Raw genomic sequence first — 17,608 nt, 5'->3', positions numbered from 1 at the left:
AGCTTGCTCACTCTATGCGGCAGTGTTGCTACTGAGAGTCAGGGGAAGTGATGACGGAGACGATCACCGGTCGAAGTCTGAACTGCCGCACGGCCGTCGTCGCCCACCATGTGCTGCGGCCGTTCCTCACCGCGGCGATGCGGACCTATGAGCTGTGCACCCCCAGCACGCCGCTGTCATGCTTCGCCGTCCTTGTCGGAGAGGCCATCGAGGACGTGGCCCTGATCCGGCAGATCGCTCCGGGGCGGAGCGTACGGGCCACCGACCCGGCGGCCGCCGCGGAGTTCCGCTCGGGGATCGTCCCTCGTTTCGGCATGGCCTACGAGAACGAGCACCGGGGTTTCTGGGCCGATCCACAGGACCTGCTGCGCATCCACCGGGAGGCCGAGGAACAGGGATGGGACATCCTCGGCTCCATCCACATGCACCCGGACTGGCATCGCATCGGCCCGCCTCACGAGCGCGGACTGCGCCTCAGCCAGGCACCGACACCAATGGATGTCTACATGTTCGGAAGCACAGGCTGGCCGATCAACATGATCTGTTACATAGAGCGTTCAGGGTGCGGATTCCAGTACGCCATCGGCGCATGGGCTCCGCCACCCGCTATCGATGCGACCTGCTGTCCGGCCATTGATGTTCGCTTCTGGGCCGAGCCATGAACGACGCCGGACTGGGCGAGGTGTTCTCGGCGATGCAAAAGGCGTGGGCGCAGGCGGACGCGGACCGTTTCGCACGCGCTTTCGCCCCCGACGCCGACTTCACCTCCGTACGCGGTGACCGGCTCGCCGGCCGGGCCGCCATCGCCGCCGCACACGACCGGCTCTTCGCGACCGTCTACATCGGCACCCGGCTGGTGATGACCGTCCGGCGGGTCAGGCATTGTGCGCCGCGCCTGGCCGTCTCGCAGGTGGATTCGACGCTGCTGACCCTGGACGGCTCGCCGGCGCTCGGCCTCGGCGGAAACCCGGGGAACACGATGCACGCACAGGCGGTCCTGGAACACGGACGCGCCGGGTGGCTCATCGTCTCCTTCATGAACATGGTGCCGCTTCCACGAATAGAAGATCACTGAAACGCCCGGCCGTTCCCTGGCGAGGACGGCCCGGACGCACGACGCGGTCTCCGCGGCCCGTCCCGAGGGCCGGGGAGACGGACGACACAGCAATACGGAAGGGAGATCGGGATGGACACCCGGGAAAAGGGAGCCCTGTGGCTCTTCAAAAAGGACTGGTCCTTCGACTCGAAACCGTCGATCGACGACTTCGAGGCGTACGCCAAGGCGCTGATGATCTGCGCCAAGGGAGACGGCGTGATCGCTCCGGCCGAGCGGGAATGGATCGTCGGCTACTTCGCCGCCTTCGGCTGCACCGACGGCCTGGCCGAAAAGCTGGAGGAGTACCAGGCCGGCGACACGCTCCAGGACGTCCTGAGCGGCAGCCAGGCGGCGAACGCCTGCTCGCGCGGCATCATCCACGACGCCGTCCGCGCGTGTGCCGCCGACGGAGTGCTCCACGAGGACGAGCTCGCCAGCATCCGCACGATGAACCGGCTGTTCGGCCATCCCGACGAGCTGGTGGACCAGTGGGTGGAGTTCCACCGGGACGAGGAGCGGATGCGGGCCCGGCGGGCCGCCCTGGTCTGGCCCGACCCCAAGGACAAGCCCTTCTGACGCCCTGATCACCGCGCCCGGTCCCGAAAGGACGCGCGAACCCGGGACCGGGCGGCACCGACCCCCGACAGCAGCCAGGGAGACGAGACGCCATGGACACCCCCCAGCCGCTCACGCCCCGACCGCTCATGCAGATCGTCTCCGGCCTGTGGGCCTCCAAGACCCTGGCCGCGGCCTGCGAGCTGGAACTGTTCACTCAGCTGTCGGCCACCGGGCCGCTCACCCTCCAGGCCATCGGCGACCGGCTCGCCCTGCGGCCGCGCCCCACCGAGACGCTCGTGACCGCCTGCGCCTCCCTCGGCCTCCTGGACGCCGACGCCGGCCGCTACGGCAACTCCGCGCTGTCCGAGGAGTTCCTGGTCAAGGGCAAGCGCTACTACTTCGGCGGCTGGGTCACGGGCGTCGACGTCCACGACTACCCCGGCTGGATGCGGTTGATGGACGCACTGCGCACCGACCGGCCCACCGCCTGGAACCCTGACGAACGCAGCAGCCTGTTCGACCCCGGCGACCCGGACATGGTCGACTTCTTCTGGCAGGCGATGCACTCGCTGTCGGTCTTCACCGCCGGTGTCCTGGCCGACTCGGTGGACCTCGGTGGCGTCAGGAACCTGCTGGACATAGGCGGCGGCGGAGCCGCCTACGCCATCGAACTGTGCCGCCGCCACCCCGAACTGACCACCACGATCTACGACCTGCCGTTCGTGTGCGACCTGACCCGTCCGGTCATCGACAAGGCCGGGCTCACCGAACGGATCGAACTCATCTCCGGAGACTTCTTCGCCGAGCCCCGGCTCCCCGGCGGGTACGACGCCTGCCTGCTGTCGATGATCCTCCACGACTGGTCCGAGGACGACTGCAGGAAGCTGCTGGCCAAGTGCTACCGGGCCCTGGCCCCCGGCGGGCAGATCCTCATCAGCGAACTGCTGGTCAACGACGCCAAGGACGGCCCCGCCGACGCGGCCCTGATGAGCCTGACGATGCTCGTCGAGACCTGGGGACGCAACTACACCGCAGCCGAGTACGGCAGTTGGCTGAAAGACACCGGCTTCACCCAAATCCGCGTCGAGCACTTCGAAGCCCCCGGCGCCAACGGAGTCGTGATCGCTCGAAAACCCACCTGAAGAACACTCGACAAGGGCCGAGGCGGGTGACTCATTCGCCGTCAGGACACACACAACGAACACCACTGACGATCAGACGGCATCAAGCCCTGAAAATTACAGCCCCTACCGCATGGCCACGGCTCGCTCTATGACGGGCTGAACCACGGTCGCCTGGGCGTTGCGCGGCTGCGGTTCACGCCGGCAGCGCCGCGGACGCCGACGGCGGTCAGAAACTCGACATCGTCATTGCCGGTCAGGGGTGTGCTGTTATCGACCTGCGCGAGCTCGCCGTTGATGAAGACCCGGTGGGCCTTCCGCAGCCGGCCCTGGTCATCGCGCAGGACCCGACCGGCGTCCGGGGTGGCGGCGGGGATGTCCAGCGACCTCTGGTGGTCGACAAGGCGGAGCAGCGGATGGTCGCCACGTGCTGGATACCCTCTCGCGGATCGGGCCCGAGACCGCGGACTCGCAGTCGAGGTGCCCGTTGTTGCATGGGGCATCCTGTCCGCCCACCGCAGCGGCCAAATCCCACGAGACCGCGGCGGAGCAGATCGTCGCGCTTCTCGGCTCGGCGGAGGACGGCACCGGAACGGGATCTTGACCGCGTGTTCCCCTATTGCTCCCATGAGAGCGCCGGTGATCGTTCGTGGGCGGGGCGGCTGGGCCAGGGGAGCGGCGTTTCCGCTGGTGGCGGAGGCGGACGGGAATCGAACCCGCCGTCCCGAGGTGCTCGGGACCATCGGTTTTGAAGACCGGGAGGGCCACCAGGCGCCCTGCCGCCTCCGGGGCGGACGATACACCGTCTCGGATTTGAGACGGTGGTGGGTGTGGGGGCGCTGGGGGCTGCTGGGCGCAGTGCGATCCTGGGCGGGTGAGCACTGTTATCAGGAACATCGGGGAGTTGGTCACCAACGAGCCGGGGGGCGGTGAGGGGCCTCTCGGTGTGCTGCGGGATGCGGCGCTTGTGGTGGATGGCAGTGAGGTCGCCTGGGTTGGTCCTAGTGGGGACGCGCCGGCGGCTGATGAAGAGTTCGATGCGGGCGGGCGGGCCGTGCTGCCTGGGTTCGTCGACTCGCATGCGCATCTGGTGTTCGCGGGGGAGCGGGCCGAGGAGTTCGCGGCGCGGATGAGCGGGCGGTCCTACGAGGCCGGCGGGATTCGGACGACTGTGGCCAAGACTCGGGCCGCTTCCGATGAGGAGCTGCGGGGGAATCTGCGGCGGCTTGTTCGGGAGATGGCTCGGCAGGGGACCACGACCGTGGAGTGCAAGTCGGGTTACGGGCTCACGGTGGAGGAAGAAGAGCGGGCCGTTCGGATTGCGGCCGAGGTTGTTGATGAGGTGACCTTCCTTGGGGCTCATGTGGTGCCTCCTGAGTACGTGGGGAGGGCGCAGGAGTATGTGCGGGTGGTTTCTACCGAGATGCTGGCTGTGTGTGCGCCGCATGCTCGGTGGGTCGATGTCTTCTGTGAGCGGGGCGCCTTTGATGGCGATCAGGCCCGTGAGGTGTTGGAGGCGGGGATGCGGGCTGGGCTGATGCCGCGCCTGCATGCCAACCAGTTGGGGGAGGGGCCGGGGGTTCGGCTTGCGGTGGAGTTGGGGGCTGCTTCGGCCGATCACTGCACCTTTTTGAGTGATGCTGATGTGGATGCGCTCGCATCTTCTGAGACTGTCGCGACGCTTTTGCCTGGGGTGGAGTTCTCTACCCGGCAGCCTTATCCGGACGCTCGGCGGTTGCTTGATGCGGGGGCGAGTGTCGCCCTGGCTAGCGACTGCAATCCTGGGTCCTGTTACAGCTCCAGCATGGCGTTCTGTATCGCGGTGGCGGTTCGGGATATGGGGATGACGCCTGCGGAGGCCGTGTGGGCGGCTACGGCTGGGGGCGCGCGGGCGCTGCGGCGTACCGATGTGGGTCGGCTCGGGCCCGGCGCGCGCGCTGACGTGCTTGTGCTGGACGCCGCCTCGCACATTCACCTGGCTTACCGGCCCGGTGTGCCGTTGGTCTCAGCGGTGTGGAAGGCCGGGCAACGCGAGGTGTGAAGGTGGCTTCGGCGGGAACGTGGCCCCTGCATATGAGAGAGGGGTATTCATGGCCGAGTTCCTGACCGACATCAAGACGTTGCGCGAGCGGGCCCGCCAGGAGATCGACAAGGGGCCGATCACCGAGGCGTACGGCGCCGACCTGGACCGGGTGATCCAGGTGTGCAACGAGGCGCTGGCCACCGAGCTCGTGTGCGTGCTGCGGTACAAGCGGCACTACTACACCGCGACCGGCATCTACTCCGAGACCGTCGCCGCCGAGTTCGCCGAGCACGCCGCCGAGGAGCAGGAGCACGCCGACAAGCTGGCGCAGCGGATCGTGCAGCTCGGCGGGGAGCCCGACTTCAACCCCGAGACGCTGACGGCCCGGTCGCACGCCGACTACGACGACAGCCTCGACCTGGTCGAGATGATCAAGGAGGACCTGGTCGCGGAGCGGGTCGCGATCGCCTCCTACACCGAGATCGTGCAGTGGCTCGGCGACGGCGACCCCACCACCAAGCGCGTCTTCGAGCAGCTGCTCGCGCAGGAGGAGGAGCACGCCGACGACCTGCGCGGCCTGCTGGAGCGGCTGCCGCGCGAGCTTCAGAGGTAGCGGCGGTTGACGCGGATCAGCGGGGTGCGGCGCCGCGCGATGTAGTCGGCCGACTCGACCTCGGCGACGAACAGCGTGTGGTCGCCCGCCTCGATCCGCTGCCGCGTCCGGCACTCCAGCGCGGCCAGGCCGTCGTCGGGGATCAGCGCGTCCGAGAGCGGGCCGCGGTGGTGCGGCGCGCTCGCCAGCAGCAGGTTCGCGCCGGGGCGGCCCGCCGCCGCGAACCGTCCCGCGATGGCCTTCTGCTCGCTGGACAGGACGGTCGCGGCCCACCGGTCCCGGCGGCCGAGCACCTCGCTGAGGTAGGAGCCGGTGGCGACGCCCGCCAGCACCATCGGCGGCTCCAGCGACACCGACATGAACGAGGTGACGGTGGTGCCGAGGTCGTCGCGGCCGTCGCGGACGGTCAGCACCACCACCCCCGTCGCGAACCCGGCGAGCGCCTCGGTGAAGTCGGTGTTCAGCGGATCTCCCAGGAGCCGGGCAGGGTGAGCGGGCCGGCCGCGGGCAGCCCGAGCCGGGCCGCGACGCCGCCGAGCGAGCCCCAGCCGTCGAAGCGGGCGGACGCCGCCGTGCGGTCCTCGCTGGACTCCGGCGGCCGCAGCCGGTCCAGCGGCGAGGCGTGCGGGTAGGTGCGGACCGGCGCGTCGGCGGCGAGGCCGGCCTTCTTGCGGGCCAGGTCGAGCGCGTGGTCCAGGCCGCCGAGCTCGTCGACCAGGCCGTTGTCGCGGGCGTCGGCGCCGGTCCAGACCCGGCCGCGGGCCAGCTCGTGGACGCGCTCGCGCGACAGGCCGCGGCCTTCGGCGGCCTTGCCGGTGAAGTCGGCGTAGATGCTGTCGAGCGAGGCGTTGATGCGCTCCCATTCGGAGTCGCTGAAGTCCTCGGTGATGGAGAACATCCGGGCGTGGTCGCCGTCGGCGACGTGCCCCATCCCGATGCCGAGCCGCTCCAGCAGCCCCGACACCACCGGCTTGCCGACGACGACGCCGATGGACCCGGTGATGGTGCCCGGCTGCGCGACGATCGTGTCGGCCGCCATCGCCACGTAGTAGCCGCCGGAGGCGGCGACGTTGCCCATCGACACGATGACCGGCTTGCCCGCCTCGCGGGCCAGCACGACCTCGCGCCAGATCGCGTCGGAGGCGACGGCCGAGCCGCCGGGGCTGTTCACCCGGAACACGATCGCCTTGACGCGGTCGTCGCGGACGGCCGCGCGGAACGCCGCGCCGATGGTGTCGGAGCCCATCGCCGGGCCCTGCGCGGGCAGCGGCCCGCCGCGGCCGCTGCGGCCGAGCCGGATCGCGCCCTGCCCGTTGATCAGCGCGACGGTGTCCTGGTGGCCGGGCTTGGGCAGCTTCTTGGCCAGGCCCGTGGTGCGGCTGTAGCGGGTGACGAACCGCAGCTGCGCGCCCGGGCCGGCCTTCGCGCGCAGCTCGGCGTAGACCTCGTCGCGGTAGCCGAGGGCGTCGACGAGGCCGGCCTCCAGCGCCTCGGCGGCCAGCAGCGGGCCGCGGTCGGTCAGCTCGCGCACCCGCTCCTCGGTTAGCCCGCGGGCCGCGGCGATGCCGGCGGTGAGCTGCTCGCCGAGGGAGGCCACCAGGCGCCGGGACGACTCCTCGTGCTCGGGGGTGTAGCCCTTCTCCATGAAGGTGTTGGCCATCGTCTTGTACTCGTGCCGCTTGGCGAAGCGCGGCTGGACGCCGGCCTTCTCCAGCGCGCCCGCCAGGAACGGCTCCTCCAGCGCCACGCCGGTCAGCCCGACCTCGCCCGACGGCTGCAGCCAGATCTTGTCGAAGCCGGTGGCCAGGTAGTACGGCACGCTCCCGCGGCCGCCCTCGCCGAACGTCTCGGCCCAGGCGACGGTGTACTTGCCGGCGTCGCGGACGGCCTGGACGGCCGCGCGCAGCTCCTGGGTCATGGCGAGCCCGACGCCGCCGGTGACCTTGACGACCACGGCCTTCACCCGGCTGTCGGAGCGGGCGCGGCGCAGGCCGTCCAGCACGTCGCGCAGGTGGGTGCGGCGCATGGACAAAAGGGCCGCGACCGGGTCGGCGGGCGGGGTCTCCACGATGCCGTCGGCGAGGTCGAGCTCCAGGATCAGCGGGGCGGTGCGACGCTCGCGGGCCTGTTTGATGACGTTGACGACCGAACCAGGATCCACCATGGAGCCCAGCCTATGCGGTCAGCGCGCGAAGGCCTTGTTGGGCAGGACGCTCGCCGACGCCTGCGCCGCCGGGCGCCCGGCGGCGTCGGTGATGACCGCGTTGGACACCATCCGGGTCCGCCCGGGGTGCACGCAGGTGCCCGTCACCGTGTAGGTCTGCCCCGCCAGGACGCTGCGCAGGTAGTCGACGTTCAGGTTCAGCGTGAGCATCGGCATGAAGCGCTCGCAGGTGCTGGCGCCGGCCAGGCAGACCGCGTTGTCGAGGATCATCGCGATGTAGCCGCCGTGCACGGTCCCGCCGGGGTTGCACAGCTTCTCGTCCGGCGTCCAGGAGATCTCCACCCGGCCGGGCTCGGCGGTGACCAGCACCTGGCCGATGTGGGTGTTGACGTCGGAGATCTCGGGGAAGCGGCCGTCGGCGATCGCCTGGATCAGCTCGGCGCCGGACAGGGTGTTCCACAGCTCGGCGGCCTCGGCCTCGACGCTCAACTGACTCTCCCCGCGGTCGGACGGATATCGCCCCGAATGCTATTCGGTCCGGGCCGGGGCGGCGACGTGCCCTTCCTCACGACCTGCGCAGCGTGCCGTTGGTGATCCCGGACGCGCCGTCGCCGGCGTGGTAGTCCAGGGCCCCGTTGCGCAGGGTGAGCGTCACCGCGCCGCCGACGCAGTAGCCGGTCGTCCCGGCCTTGGTGTCGCCGGTCTCGCGGACCTGCATGGCGTCCCCGGCGACGGAGACGACCTGCAGCCCGAACGAGCAGCCCCAGGAGGGGTAGTCGACGCTGCCCGCCGTCCCGCCGGACGGCAGCGTCACCGTCGCGGTGGTCTGGCTGGTGCCCGAGACGGTGACCCCGCCGGTCTGGGTGATGGTGCCCTTCCAGGTGCCGGCGAACGCCGCCGGGACCGTCCCGCCGCCACCGGCCTGCCGGCCCGCGGCCGGTACGGACGCCGTGGACGACGAGGCGGGCGGGGACGCCGGCCCTCCGCCGCCGGAGCCGGGCTTGTCGTCGCCGTCGGGCCACATGGTGAACCCCACCGCGAGCGCGACGATGACGGCCAGCGCGATCAGGGTGCCCAGCGAACGGCGCCGGACCGGAGCGGCCGGCTTGGCCGCGGCGGGGAGGATCGGCGCGGTCGGGGTGTAGGGCGGCGGCGCGGCCGAGGCGGCCGGGGCGCCCGGGTCCACCAGCCGGACCATCAGGTCGCGGGCCGTCGGCCGCCGCGCCGGGTCCTTGGCCAGGCACTCGGCGAGCAGCCCCGCGAGCGCGGGCGGGACGCCGGTGAGGTCGGGCTCGGCGTTGGCGATCCGGTACATGATCGCCGGGACGGTGTCGGCGGGCCCGAACGGCGGCCGCCCGGTCGCGGCGTAGACGATCGTGCCCGCCCACGCGAACACGTCCGACGCCTGCGACGGCGGCCGCCCCTCCAGCCACTCCGGCGCGAAGTAGGACGGCGTGCCGACCAGCTGCGTGTGCGTCTCGGCGTCGATCGCCCGCGCGATGCCGAAGTCCACCACGCGCGGCCCGTCGGGGCCGAGCAGCACGTTGGCGGGCTTCAGGTCGCGGTGCACGATGCCCGCGCCGTGGATGGCGGCGAGGGCGCTGGCGGTGTTGACCGCTAGGCGCTGCAGCTCGCCGCCGCGCAGCGGCCCCCGCTCGGCGACCCGCTGCGCCAGCGAGGGGCCGTCGATGAACTCGCTGACCACGTACGGGTTCGGGCCGTCGGCAGAGGAGTCCAGGACGGCGGCGGTGCAGAACGGCGCGACCTGCCGGGCCGACTGCATCTCCCGGGCGAACCGGGCGCGGGCGGTGGCGTCGGTGGTCTTCAGCACCTTCACCGCGACCGGCGTCCCGGCCGGGTCCTCGCCGAGGTAGACCACGCCCTGGCCGCCCTCGCCGAGCCGCCCGAGCAGCCGGTAGCGGCCGATCCGCCGGGGATCGGCGTGGTCGAGCGGCGCAGCGGACATCGTGGAGCTCCGATCGGACTCGCGTGCCATCCCCCCGAACGACGAGTCCACCGTACTGGCCGGGGCCGGTCGATATCGTCGCTCGCATGGGAGACGGAGACGGCTGGGCGCGCTGCGGGCAGGGGCACACGCACTGGGGGAGGTTCGGCGCGGCGGGTCTGCTGCCGTTCCACCGCGGGCCGGACGGGGACGTGCACGTCCTGCTGCAGCAGCGCGCGTGGTGGGGGCTCGGCGGCGGCACCTGGGGCATGTTCGGCGGCGCGATCCACAGCCACGAGGACCCGGTGGCCGGCGCGCTCCGCGAGACCGAGGAGGAGTCCACCCTCGACACCGGCACGGTGCGGGTCCTCGGCGCCCGCACCGAGGACCACGGCGGCTGGTCCTTCACCTCGGTCATCGCCGCGGCCGAGGCGATGACCGAGGTGCGCGCCGCGTCCCGCGAGACGCGCCGGGCCGCGTGGGTGCCGGTCGAGCGGGTCGAGGACCGCAAGCTGTTCGCGCCGTTCGCCCGCAGCTGGCCGCTGCTCCGCGACGCCCTGGTGCGGGTGGAGCTGGTCGTGGACGCCGCCAACGTCGTCGGAGCGCGCGCGGACGGCTGGTGGAAGGACCGCGCCGGCGCCAACGCCCGGCTGCGGGACGATCTCGCCGTCCTCCGGGACGGCCTCGTCGGGCTGCCCGGGGCGCCCTACGAGCGGGTCTTCCCCGAGGTCGTCCTGGTCGTGGAGGGCGCGGCCCGGTCCGTCGCGGACGAGCCGGCGGACGGGATGCGGGTCGTGGCGGCTCCCGGCAGCGGCGACGACCGCATCGTCGAACTGGTCACCGACGCCGCCCCCGGCACCGTGCCCGTGGTGGTGACCGCCGACCGGGAGCTGCGCGCGCGCTGCGAGGCGGCGGGCGCGGCCGTCACCGGCCCCCGCCTGCTGCTGGACCGGCTGCCTAGGCCGGCTCGCTGACCCGGTGCCCCGCCGCCTTCAGCGCGGCGGCGGCGTCGGCCGCCTTGCGCGTCGGCACCAGCACCAGGTCGGCGTGGAAGGTCGAGGCGACGAACACCGAGATGCCCGCCTCGGCCAGCGGGGTCAGCAGCGCCGCGAGCATCCCCGGCACGTCCAGGCCGTGGGCGCTCTCGGCGCCGTAGAAGCCGGTCCACTCCTCGGCGCCGCCGAAGGGGGGCGCCTCCCGCACGACGGTGAGGCCCTCGGGGGCCCGCACCAGCGCGACCCACTCGTCGTCCTCGGGCAGGGTGGCGTTCGGCAGGTGCTCGAGGACGAACGAACCGGGGACGATCTTCAGGTGCTGGGAGGTCACCCCGTCACCCTATTCGGGCTCGCGTTCGGGGACCAGCCAGACCGCCCCGAGCGGCGGCACCCGCATCACCGCCGACGCCGGCATCGCGTGGTGCGGCTCCTCGACCGCCTCGACCCGGCCGAGGTTGCCGACGCCGCTGCCGCCGTACTCGAAGGCGTCGGTGTTCAGCACCTCCCGCCAGGGGCCGGCGAACGGCAGCCCCACCCGGTAGTCCTCGTGCGGCCCGCCGGAGAAGTTGACCACGCACGCCATCACCGGCGGCTCGGTCGAGCTCCCGGCGGTCGGCTGCATCCCGTACCGCAGGTACGACAGCACGTTCCCGCCGGCGTCGTTGGCGTCGATCCAGCGGAACCCCTCGGGCTCGTTGTCGCGCGTCCACAGCGCCGGCTCGTTGCGGTAGGTGTGGTTCATGTCGCGGACGAACTTCTGCACGCCCAGGTGGTGCGCGCCCTCGGCGGCGTTGTCCAGCAGCCACCAGTCCAGCGGCCGCGACTCCGCCCACTCGGCGCCCTGCCCGAACTCGCTGCCCATGAACAGCAGCTGCTTGCCCGGATGGGACCACATGTAGGCGAGCAGCACCCGCAGCCCGGCGAACTTCTGCCAGGTGTCGCCGGGCATCTTGCCGAGCAGCGACCCCTTCAGGTGCACCACCTCGTCGTGCGACAGCGGCAGCACGTAGTTCTCCGAGAACGCGTAGATCAGGGAGAACGTCAGCTCGCCGTGGTGGTAGTGGCGGAAGACCGGCTCGTGCTGGAGGTAGCTGAGCGTGTCGTGCATCCAGCCCATGTTCCACTTGAAGCCGAAGCCGAGCCCGCCGAGATGGGTGGGGCGGGTGACGCCCGGCCACGCCGTCGACTCCTCGGCGATCGTCATGACGCCCGGGTCGCGCTTGTAGACGGTCGCGTTCATCTCCTGCAGGAACGAGATCGCGTCCAGGTTCTCCCGGCCGCCGTAGATGTTCGGCGTCCACTCGCCCTCTTCGCGCGAGTAGTCCAGGTAGAGCATCGAGGCGACGGCGTCCACCCGCAGCCCGTCGATGTGGAACTCCTCCAGCCAGTAGCAGGCGTTGGCGACCAGGAAGTTGCGGACCTCCGAGCGGCCGTAGTTGAACACGTGCGTGCCCCAGTCGGGGTGCTCGCCGAGCCGGGGGTCGCTGTGCTCGTACAGGGCGGTCCCGTCGAACCGGGCGAGGGCCCACTCGTCCTTGGGGAAGTGCGCGGGCACCCAGTCGACGATGACGCCGATGCCGGCCTGGTGCAGCCGGTCGACCAGGTGCCGGAAGTCGTCGGGGTCGCCGAACCGGGAGGTCGGCGCGTAGTAGGAGGTCACCTGGTAGCCCCAGGACGGCCCGTAGGGGTGCTCGGCGACCGGCATGAACTCCACGTGGGTGAAGCCCATCTCCTTGACGTAGGCGGGCAGCTCCTCGGCGAGCTCGCGGTAGCCGAGGCCCTGCTTCCACGACCCCAGGTGCACCTCGTACACGCTCATCGGCTCGTGCACCCACTGCCGGTCCTTGCGCAGGTCCATCCACGCGCCGTCGCCCCACTCGTAGGCGGAGGTGAACACCCGCGAGGCGGTTCGCGGCGGCACCTCGGTGTACTGGGCCATCGGGTCGGCCTTGGCCCGCCACTGCCCGTCGGCGCCGAGGATCTCGAACTTGTAGGTGTCGCCGTCGCCGACGCCCGGCACGAACAGCTCCCAGACGCCGGTGGAGCCGAGCGAGCGCATCGGGTGGGCGCGGCCGTCCCAGTGGTTGAAGTCGCCGATGACCCGCACGCCGCGCGCGGTCGGCGCCCACACCGCGAACGCGGTGCCGGTGACCGGCCCGAACGCCGAGGCGTAGCCGCGCACCCGGGCGCCGAGGGCCTGCCACAGCTCCTCGTGCCGGCCCTCGCCGATCAGGTGCAGGTCCAGGTCGCCGAGCGTCGGCAGGTAGCGGTAGGGGTCGTCCTGGACGAGCTCGACGCCGTCGCCGTAGGTCACCGCGAGCCGGTAGTCGGGGACGGCCAGCGGCGCGTCCTCGGTGCTGTCGCCGGCGAGGGAGGCCTCGGCGGGCAGCGTCGCGGCGAACACGCCCTCGTGGAAGTGCCGCAGCCGGTGCCGCTCCCCGTTCGGCAGCACCACCTCGACCCGTTCCGCGAGCGGGCGCAGGGCCCGTACGACGATGCCGTCGCGTCCCGGGTGCGCCCCGAGGACGGCGTGCGGGTCGTGATGGTCGCCACCGACGAGCTGCTCGATCTCAGCGCGCGTCACCCGTGCCATGGGTACATGGCCTCCTTCTGCGGGGATCCGGACCCTCCTATCACTGCCCGGAGATCCGCGCATATCACCTCTGTTGTGAAGTCCCTGGGTTAAAAGGGCTGACGCTTGGAAGACCCCGGCGGGCGAGGGGCTCAGCCGGTGTAGGTGAACGGCAGCCGGGTGATGCCGTTGTCGAAGCCGGACAGCAGGTACTCCGGCTCGCCGTCCGCGCGCAGGCCGGGCAGCCGGGTGTACAGCTCCCGGAACATGATCTTCAGTTCCATCCGGGCCAGGTTCGCGCCGAGGCACAGGTGCGGGCCGGGCCCGCCGAAGCCGACGTGCGGGTTCGGCGAGCGGGTGATGTCGAAGACGTCGGGGTCGGCGAACACCTCGGGGTCGCGGTTGGCGGCCGGGTAGAACAGCACCACCTTGTCGCCGGCCCGGAACCGGTGCCCGCCGAGCTCATGGTCCTCGGTGAGCGTGCGGCGGAACTGGATGATGGGCGACACGTACCGGACGATCTCCTCGATCGCGCCGCCGATCCGCGCGTCGTAGTCGCCGAGCAGCAGGTCCCGCTGATCGGGGTGGTCGGTGAACAGCTTCAGGCCGTGCGCGAGCGCGTTGCGGGTGGTCTCGTTGCCGGCGACCAGCAGCAGGTCGAAGAACGAGCCGAGCTCCTTCACCGACAGCCGCTCGCCGTCGGGGTTGGCGTTGACCAGCGCCGACACCAGGTCGTCGGACGGGTCGCGGCGGCGCGCCTCGCCGAGCCGGGCGACCAGCCGGTGCAGGTCCACGATCGCCTTGAGGTTGCCGTACAGCAGCCGCAGCGTGCGCGGGCTGGCCAGCGAGCCGCGCACCCCCGAGTACTCGGTCATCGCGTCGATGCGCGACAGCACGTAGGGACGGGCCCGCTCGGGGATGCCCATCATCGCGCAGATCACGTGGATCGGCAGCCGGGCCGCGACCTGGGCGACGAAGTCGCGCGGGCCCTCGGCGAGCACGTCGTCGACGATCCGGGTCGCGGTCGCCTGGATGTCGCCCTCGATCTTGGCGAGCATCTTGGGGGTGAACGCGCGGAACACGATCCGGCGCAGCCGGGCGTGCCGGGGGTCGTCCATGTTCACCATCGGGGTGCCGAACACCTTGGCCAGCCACGGCGGCGGCTCCGGCGACGTCGCGGCGGGCTCGCTGGAGAACACCTTGGCGTTGCGGCTCGCCGCCACCACGTCGGCGTGCCGGACCAGGGCGTAGAAGCCCGTGCCGGACCGGACGAACGGCACCCGCGGCTCGGCGAAGTACACCGGCTCGCCGAGCTCGCGCAGCCGGGCGAAGTCGGCCAGCCGCTGCTCGGGCGGGCGGTCCCAGAACGCCATGCTCACCAGGTCGATGCCCGCCTTCCCCGAGGGAGGCGCGGAGTTGAGGGCCACGGTGTCCCGCCTTCTTTCCTGGGCCGCCCGCATCAGCGGCCGAGCCACTTGACCTCGTACGGCCCCAGCGTGAGGGGCTGCCCCTCGATCCGGGTGCCCGCCGGCTGCGCGGTCGTGTTCACCACGACCATCTGCTTCTTCTGCGCCAGCACCCGGACGGCGGCGTTGGACGACTTCACGTCCTCCAGGCGCGTCCCCGGCGGGAACCACCGGTCGAAGTTCTGCAGGTTGACCAGCGTCGGCGTGGCGCTGCCGCCCGCGGCCGTCCCGGTCCACAGGCAGCCGGGGCAGGTGCCGGTGGTGGCGGTCTGCGGGCTCCAGTAGAACGCGCTGGCGGCGCCGCCCTTGACGAACTCCATCATCGCGGCCGCCTGGACCGCGCCGCGCTGCTCGTCGGTCCAGGCCGAGGGGTCCGGTTCGACGTACCACTCGGCCCACCAGACGGGCAGCCTGTCGTCCAGGCCGCGCAGCCAGCGGGTGGTGTCGGAGAATTTGCGCAGGGCCGCGAACGCGTCCATCTTGTAGTCGCGCTGGTTGGGCAGGGCGTGCCCGTCGACCGCGATGAAGTCGGCGCCCTTCTTGTGGTCGTACCAGTACTTGACCGCGTCCAGGTTGCGCTGGTCCATCTCGCCCCACGGGCCGCTCAGCTCCGAGGGCGGGCCGTCGCGGCGGGTGCCGGGCGCGTTGCTGTTCATCACCATGTACGGGCCGCCGACCTTGATGTCGGGGTCGACCTTCTTCAGCGCCGTGTACACCTTGTTGTAGAGGTCGGTGTAGCCCTCGTAGTCCCAGCGGTTGGCCGGCTGGTTCCAGAAGCCCTTGAACTCGTTCCAGACGGTGTAGTACTTCACGTCCGGGTAGCGCTTGGCGACGGCGGCGGCCAGGTTCGCGTAGTCGCCGAAGTGCGCGGGCTCGGGCGCCAGCTCCAGCCTGCTCCAGTCGGTGCGGCCGGCCGCGCCGCCCTTCATCCAGTCCGGGCCGCAGCACAGCGTGACGATCGGCGTCCCCCTGGTCTGGCGGATCACCTCCATCCGGCGGTCCAGCGAGGCCCAGTCGAACTCGCCGGGCTTGGGCTCGGGGTTGTCCACCCCCCAGCCCATGATCGGCGTCACCTGCGGCATCGGCGCCGCGGTCAGCGCGGCGAGCGCGCCCGCGGGGCCGCCCTCGCGGTCCACGGTGTTCTGGGTGTGGGTGAAGCCCCAGGAGGGCCAGCCGGCCGGCGCGTTCGGCGCGACCACGGTCGCCGGGGCGGCGGGCGCGGCGACGCCGCCGGAGCCGCCGGGCCGCCAGCCGGTCGCCGCGATGACGCCGGTGGCGGTCAGCACGCCGGCCAGGGCCGCACCGAGCGCGACGAGGAACAGGCGCCGCCGCGGGCGGCCGTGCCGGCCCTGCCGGTTGCCGAACAGGGAGGCGGGGAACGGGCGGGACGCGCGGGTCCGCTGCTGCGCTTGCAAAAGAGGCCTCCAGGAAGGGGCCGGCCGACGAGTGCCGGGCGGTGGTGCCGGCACTTGGTTAGAACGCCGGGAACAGCGTCCCGGTTCGCCGGAGAGGACAATTGGCCGTGCTGTCTTCTCCTACCCGTCCCCGCAGGTGGGGGTAACGTCCGGGACGGCGGGCGACCCGTGGGATAAATGGCCGGAATGGGACAGTTGGGAAAAGCGGCTCCGAGGCCGCAAATCCGGCAGAAAAGGATCAGCTGCCGGATGTTGCGTCCGCACGGGCGGCGCGACTGTTCGCCAGGGGTCGCGTCGGCTGCGCCGCCCGTGCGGACACGTCCGGCTGGCCACCGGGGTAACCCCGACCCCGCCGACCGGTCCTCCATTCCTGTGTCACCTGAGCGACACAGGTCCCTTCCGTCCCGGGCCCTTCAAGCCCGGCCCGCCCCCGTGCTCGGGCCGGGCCGCACCGGCCCCGGCGTCCCCGCCTCACCGGTCCTCCGCGTCGCGCCGGGACTGGTCGCGCAGGAGCCCGCGGAGCCCGTCCGCGTCGTCGGACGCCACCGTCATCGCATATCCGGCCTGGAGTTGCGCGTCGGTGAGGTCGCCGCTCCGGGTGGCGTACCAGCGCCCGGCGTCACTGCGCCAGACCAGCCAGCCGGGGAACTCCCGCTCGATGGCCGTCTTCTGATCCGCGAAGTCGCCCATCAAGGTCGTCCCTTCCCCGAGGCGGCACTTCTGTATACAAAAGTCTTACGCGGTCAAAGAAGTGTCAAGCTGTCCGTAAGCGGACCGTCCCCCTCGGGATAGCGCCCGGGAGGCATCGGTGCGGGGGAGCAGCGGGGGGAAAGGAGGTGGCGCCGGTGCCGGACCGCCCGGCCTACCTGCGGATCGCCGACGCCCTGCGCGAGCAGATCCGCGGCGGCGTGCACCCGCCGGGCGCGCGGCTGCCGACGATGACCGAGCTCGGCGCGGAGCACGGGGTGTCGGGCATCGTCGTCCGGCAGGCGATCGCGCTGCTGCGCGGGGAGGGCCTGGTCGAGACGCGGCGGGGCGGCGGCACCGTCGTGCGGGTCACGCCGCCCGCCCGCCGGGTGGCGATGGACCGCTACCGCGCCTTCGCCCGGCCGGCCGCGCCCGCCGCGCCGGCCACCACGTTCACCCGTGACCACGGGATCGGCTGGAACGAGTACCGGCTGGACAAGGAGTTCACCCGTACCCGCGCCACCGGCGAGCTCGCCGAGCTGTTCGAGCTGCCCGCCGGCACCGAGCTGCTGCGCCGCCGCTTCGTCTTCTACTCGCGCGGCGAGCCGCAGCAGATCTCGGTCAACTACCTGCCGTGGGACCTGGTCGGCGACACCCCGGTCAGCGATCCCGCCCGCGAGCCGTGGCCCGGCGGCACCCTGGCCCAGCTCAGCTTCCTCGGCCGCCCGCCGACGCGGGTGGAGGAGGCGGTGCGCTCGCGGATGCCGACGCCCGAGGAGGCCGAGACCCTGAACATGGCCGGCGGCGTGCCGGTGTTCGCCGTCACCCGCCGCATGCTGTCGGGGGCCGAGGTGCTGGAGGTCTGCCGCGACATCGTCATCCCCGCCGACCGGGTCGTGCTGGACTACGCGATCGACCTGTCGCACTGACCGGTACCGGCCGCCGCAGGGGTG

Annotated in this window: 17 protein-coding genes and 1 tRNA gene; 8 read left to right on the top strand and 10 right to left on the bottom strand. The window is 71.8% G+C overall.

Going from position 1 to position 17,608, the window contains the following annotated elements:
* Window positions 1–50: 50 nt before the first annotated feature.
* From ACRB68_RS06245 to ACRB68_RS06230, 4 genes are all read left to right on the top strand, one after another.
* On the top strand, window positions 51–662 hold the full coding sequence (locus ACRB68_RS06245) for an MPN domain-containing protein (RefSeq protein WP_153531196.1): 612 nt from the start codon (window positions 51–53) through the stop codon (window positions 660–662).
* Window positions 659–1,075, top strand: a complete 417-nt coding sequence (locus ACRB68_RS06240; RefSeq protein ID WP_153531195.1) for an SgcJ/EcaC family oxidoreductase — start codon at window positions 659–661, stop codon at window positions 1,073–1,075. The genes ACRB68_RS06245 and ACRB68_RS06240 overlap by 4 nt, the downstream gene beginning before the upstream one ends.
* A 111-nt stretch (window positions 1,076–1,186) precedes the next feature.
* Window positions 1,187–1,672, top strand: coding sequence for a tellurite resistance TerB family protein (locus ACRB68_RS06235; RefSeq protein WP_153531194.1), 486 nt, complete (start codon window positions 1,187–1,189; stop codon window positions 1,670–1,672).
* A gap of 92 nt (window positions 1,673–1,764) precedes the next feature.
* Window positions 1,765–2,796: a methyltransferase gene (locus tag ACRB68_RS06230; protein ID WP_153531193.1), complete on the top strand. Its 1,032-nt coding sequence runs from the start codon at window positions 1,765–1,767 to the stop codon at window positions 2,794–2,796.
* Window positions 2,797–3,466: 670 nt separating this feature from the next.
* Here ACRB68_RS06230 and ACRB68_RS06225 read toward each other — a convergent pair.
* Window positions 3,467–3,562: transfer RNA gene (locus ACRB68_RS06225), tRNA-Sec, on the bottom strand.
* A gap of 87 nt (window positions 3,563–3,649) precedes the next feature.
* Between ACRB68_RS06225 and hutI the strand changes: the two genes are divergently transcribed.
* Both hutI and ACRB68_RS06215 read left to right on the top strand, forming a co-directional pair.
* On the top strand, window positions 3,650–4,816 hold the full coding sequence (gene hutI / locus ACRB68_RS06220; RefSeq protein ID WP_328593826.1) for an imidazolonepropionase: 1,167 nt from the start codon (window positions 3,650–3,652) through the stop codon (window positions 4,814–4,816).
* A gap of 49 nt (window positions 4,817–4,865) precedes the next feature.
* On the top strand, window positions 4,866–5,411 hold the full coding sequence (locus tag ACRB68_RS06215) for a ferritin-like domain-containing protein (RefSeq protein ID WP_153531192.1): 546 nt from the start codon (window positions 4,866–4,868) through the stop codon (window positions 5,409–5,411).
* Here the strand turns inward: ACRB68_RS06215 and ACRB68_RS06210 are convergent.
* The 4 genes from ACRB68_RS06210 to ACRB68_RS06195 all read right to left on the bottom strand — a co-directional run bounded on the left by ACRB68_RS06210 (window position 5,402) and on the right by ACRB68_RS06195 (window position 9,541).
* The gene (locus ACRB68_RS06210) at window positions 5,402–5,824 is read right to left on the bottom strand and encodes a flavin reductase family protein (protein WP_328593825.1); all 423 of its coding nucleotides are present in this window, start codon (window positions 5,822–5,824) and stop codon (window positions 5,402–5,404) included. The genes ACRB68_RS06215 and ACRB68_RS06210 overlap by 10 nt on opposite strands.
* Before the next feature lie 47 nt (window positions 5,825–5,871).
* Window positions 5,872–7,575, bottom strand: a complete 1,704-nt coding sequence (gene sppA, locus ACRB68_RS06205; RefSeq protein ID WP_153531191.1) for a signal peptide peptidase SppA — start codon at window positions 7,573–7,575, stop codon at window positions 5,872–5,874.
* Between the two features lie 18 nt (window positions 7,576–7,593).
* Window positions 7,594–8,064: a PaaI family thioesterase gene (locus tag ACRB68_RS06200; RefSeq protein WP_153531190.1), complete on the bottom strand. Its 471-nt coding sequence runs from the start codon at window positions 8,062–8,064 to the stop codon at window positions 7,594–7,596.
* Window positions 8,065–8,140: 76 nt separating this feature from the next.
* Window positions 8,141–9,541 carry a serine/threonine-protein kinase gene (locus ACRB68_RS06195; protein ID WP_194293196.1) on the bottom strand — a complete coding sequence of 467 codons (1,401 nt, stop codon included), beginning with the start codon at window positions 9,539–9,541 and terminating at the stop codon, window positions 8,141–8,143.
* Window positions 9,542–9,627: 86 nt separating this feature from the next.
* On the opposite strand from ACRB68_RS06195, the gene ACRB68_RS06190 reads away from it, so the two are divergent.
* Window positions 9,628–10,494 carry an NUDIX domain-containing protein gene (locus ACRB68_RS06190; RefSeq protein ID WP_153531188.1) on the top strand — a complete coding sequence of 289 codons (867 nt, stop codon included), beginning with the start codon at window positions 9,628–9,630 and terminating at the stop codon, window positions 10,492–10,494.
* On the opposite strand, the gene ACRB68_RS06185 is transcribed toward ACRB68_RS06190, so the two are convergent.
* The 5 genes from ACRB68_RS06185 to ACRB68_RS06165 form a co-directional block, all read right to left on the bottom strand.
* Window positions 10,478–10,846, bottom strand: a complete 369-nt coding sequence (locus ACRB68_RS06185; protein WP_328593824.1) for an ACT domain-containing protein — start codon at window positions 10,844–10,846, stop codon at window positions 10,478–10,480. The genes ACRB68_RS06190 and ACRB68_RS06185 overlap by 17 nt on opposite strands.
* Before the next feature lie 9 nt (window positions 10,847–10,855).
* Entirely contained in the window at window positions 10,856–13,108 is a 2,253-nt protein-coding gene (gene glgB / locus ACRB68_RS06180) for a 1,4-alpha-glucan branching protein GlgB (RefSeq protein WP_153531187.1), read from the bottom strand.
* A gap of 131 nt (window positions 13,109–13,239) precedes the next feature.
* Window positions 13,240–14,460 carry a cytochrome P450 gene (locus ACRB68_RS06175; RefSeq protein WP_235959072.1) on the bottom strand — a complete coding sequence of 407 codons (1,221 nt, stop codon included), beginning with the start codon at window positions 14,458–14,460 and terminating at the stop codon, window positions 13,240–13,242.
* Window positions 14,461–14,546: 86 nt separating this feature from the next.
* On the bottom strand, window positions 14,547–15,968 hold the full coding sequence (locus ACRB68_RS06170) for a glycoside hydrolase family protein (protein ID WP_235958751.1): 1,422 nt from the start codon (window positions 15,966–15,968) through the stop codon (window positions 14,547–14,549).
* Between the two features lie 471 nt (window positions 15,969–16,439).
* Window positions 16,440–16,658 carry a hypothetical protein gene (locus ACRB68_RS06165; RefSeq protein ID WP_153531186.1) on the bottom strand — a complete coding sequence of 73 codons (219 nt, stop codon included), beginning with the start codon at window positions 16,656–16,658 and terminating at the stop codon, window positions 16,440–16,442.
* Between the two features lie 155 nt (window positions 16,659–16,813).
* Between ACRB68_RS06165 and ACRB68_RS06160 the strand changes: the two genes are divergently transcribed.
* Window positions 16,814–17,584, top strand: coding sequence for a GntR family transcriptional regulator (locus tag ACRB68_RS06160; protein ID WP_328593823.1), 771 nt, complete (start codon window positions 16,814–16,816; stop codon window positions 17,582–17,584).
* Window positions 17,585–17,608 lie beyond the last annotated feature (24 nt).

Origin of the sequence: Actinomadura macrotermitis (assembly GCF_009604375.1) — a bacterium.
GTDB classification, from domain to species: domain Bacteria; phylum Actinomycetota; class Actinomycetes; order Streptosporangiales; family Streptosporangiaceae; genus Spirillospora; species Spirillospora macrotermitis.
Note: the sequence above shows the minus strand (reverse complement) of the source record. Positions and strands in the feature narration are given on the sequence as shown.

Bases quoted from the DNA above. Each gene is read 5' to 3' on its own strand.
- ACRB68_RS06240 (WP_153531195.1), top strand. From the start codon at position 659: ATGAACGACGCCGGACTGGGCGAGGTGTTCTCGGCGATGCAAAAGGCG.
- ACRB68_RS06235 (WP_153531194.1), top strand. From the start codon at position 1,187: ATGGACACCCGGGAAAAGGGAGCCCTGTGGCTCTTCAAAAAGGACTGG.
- ACRB68_RS06165 (WP_153531186.1), bottom strand. From the start codon at position 16,658: ATGGGCGACTTCGCGGATCAGAAGACGGCCATCGAGCGGGAGTTCCCC.
- sppA (WP_153531191.1), bottom strand. From the start codon at position 7,575: ATGGTGGATCCTGGTTCGGTCGTCAACGTCATCAAACAGGCCCGCGAG.
- ACRB68_RS06175 (WP_235959072.1), bottom strand. From the start codon at position 14,460: ATGGCGTTCTGGGACCGCCCGCCCGAGCAGCGGCTGGCCGACTTCGCC.
- ACRB68_RS06195 (WP_194293196.1), bottom strand. From the start codon at position 9,541: ATGTCCGCTGCGCCGCTCGACCACGCCGATCCCCGGCGGATCGGCCGC.
- ACRB68_RS06245 (WP_153531196.1), top strand. From the start codon at position 51: ATGACGGAGACGATCACCGGTCGAAGTCTGAACTGCCGCACGGCCGTC.
- glgB (WP_153531187.1), bottom strand. From the start codon at position 13,108: ATGGCACGGGTGACGCGCGCTGAGATCGAGCAGCTCGTCGGTGGCGAC.
- ACRB68_RS06190 (WP_153531188.1), top strand. From the start codon at position 9,628: ATGGGAGACGGAGACGGCTGGGCGCGCTGCGGGCAGGGGCACACGCAC.
- ACRB68_RS06230 (WP_153531193.1), top strand. From the start codon at position 1,765: ATGGACACCCCCCAGCCGCTCACGCCCCGACCGCTCATGCAGATCGTC.
- ACRB68_RS06215 (WP_153531192.1), top strand. From the start codon at position 4,866: ATGGCCGAGTTCCTGACCGACATCAAGACGTTGCGCGAGCGGGCCCGC.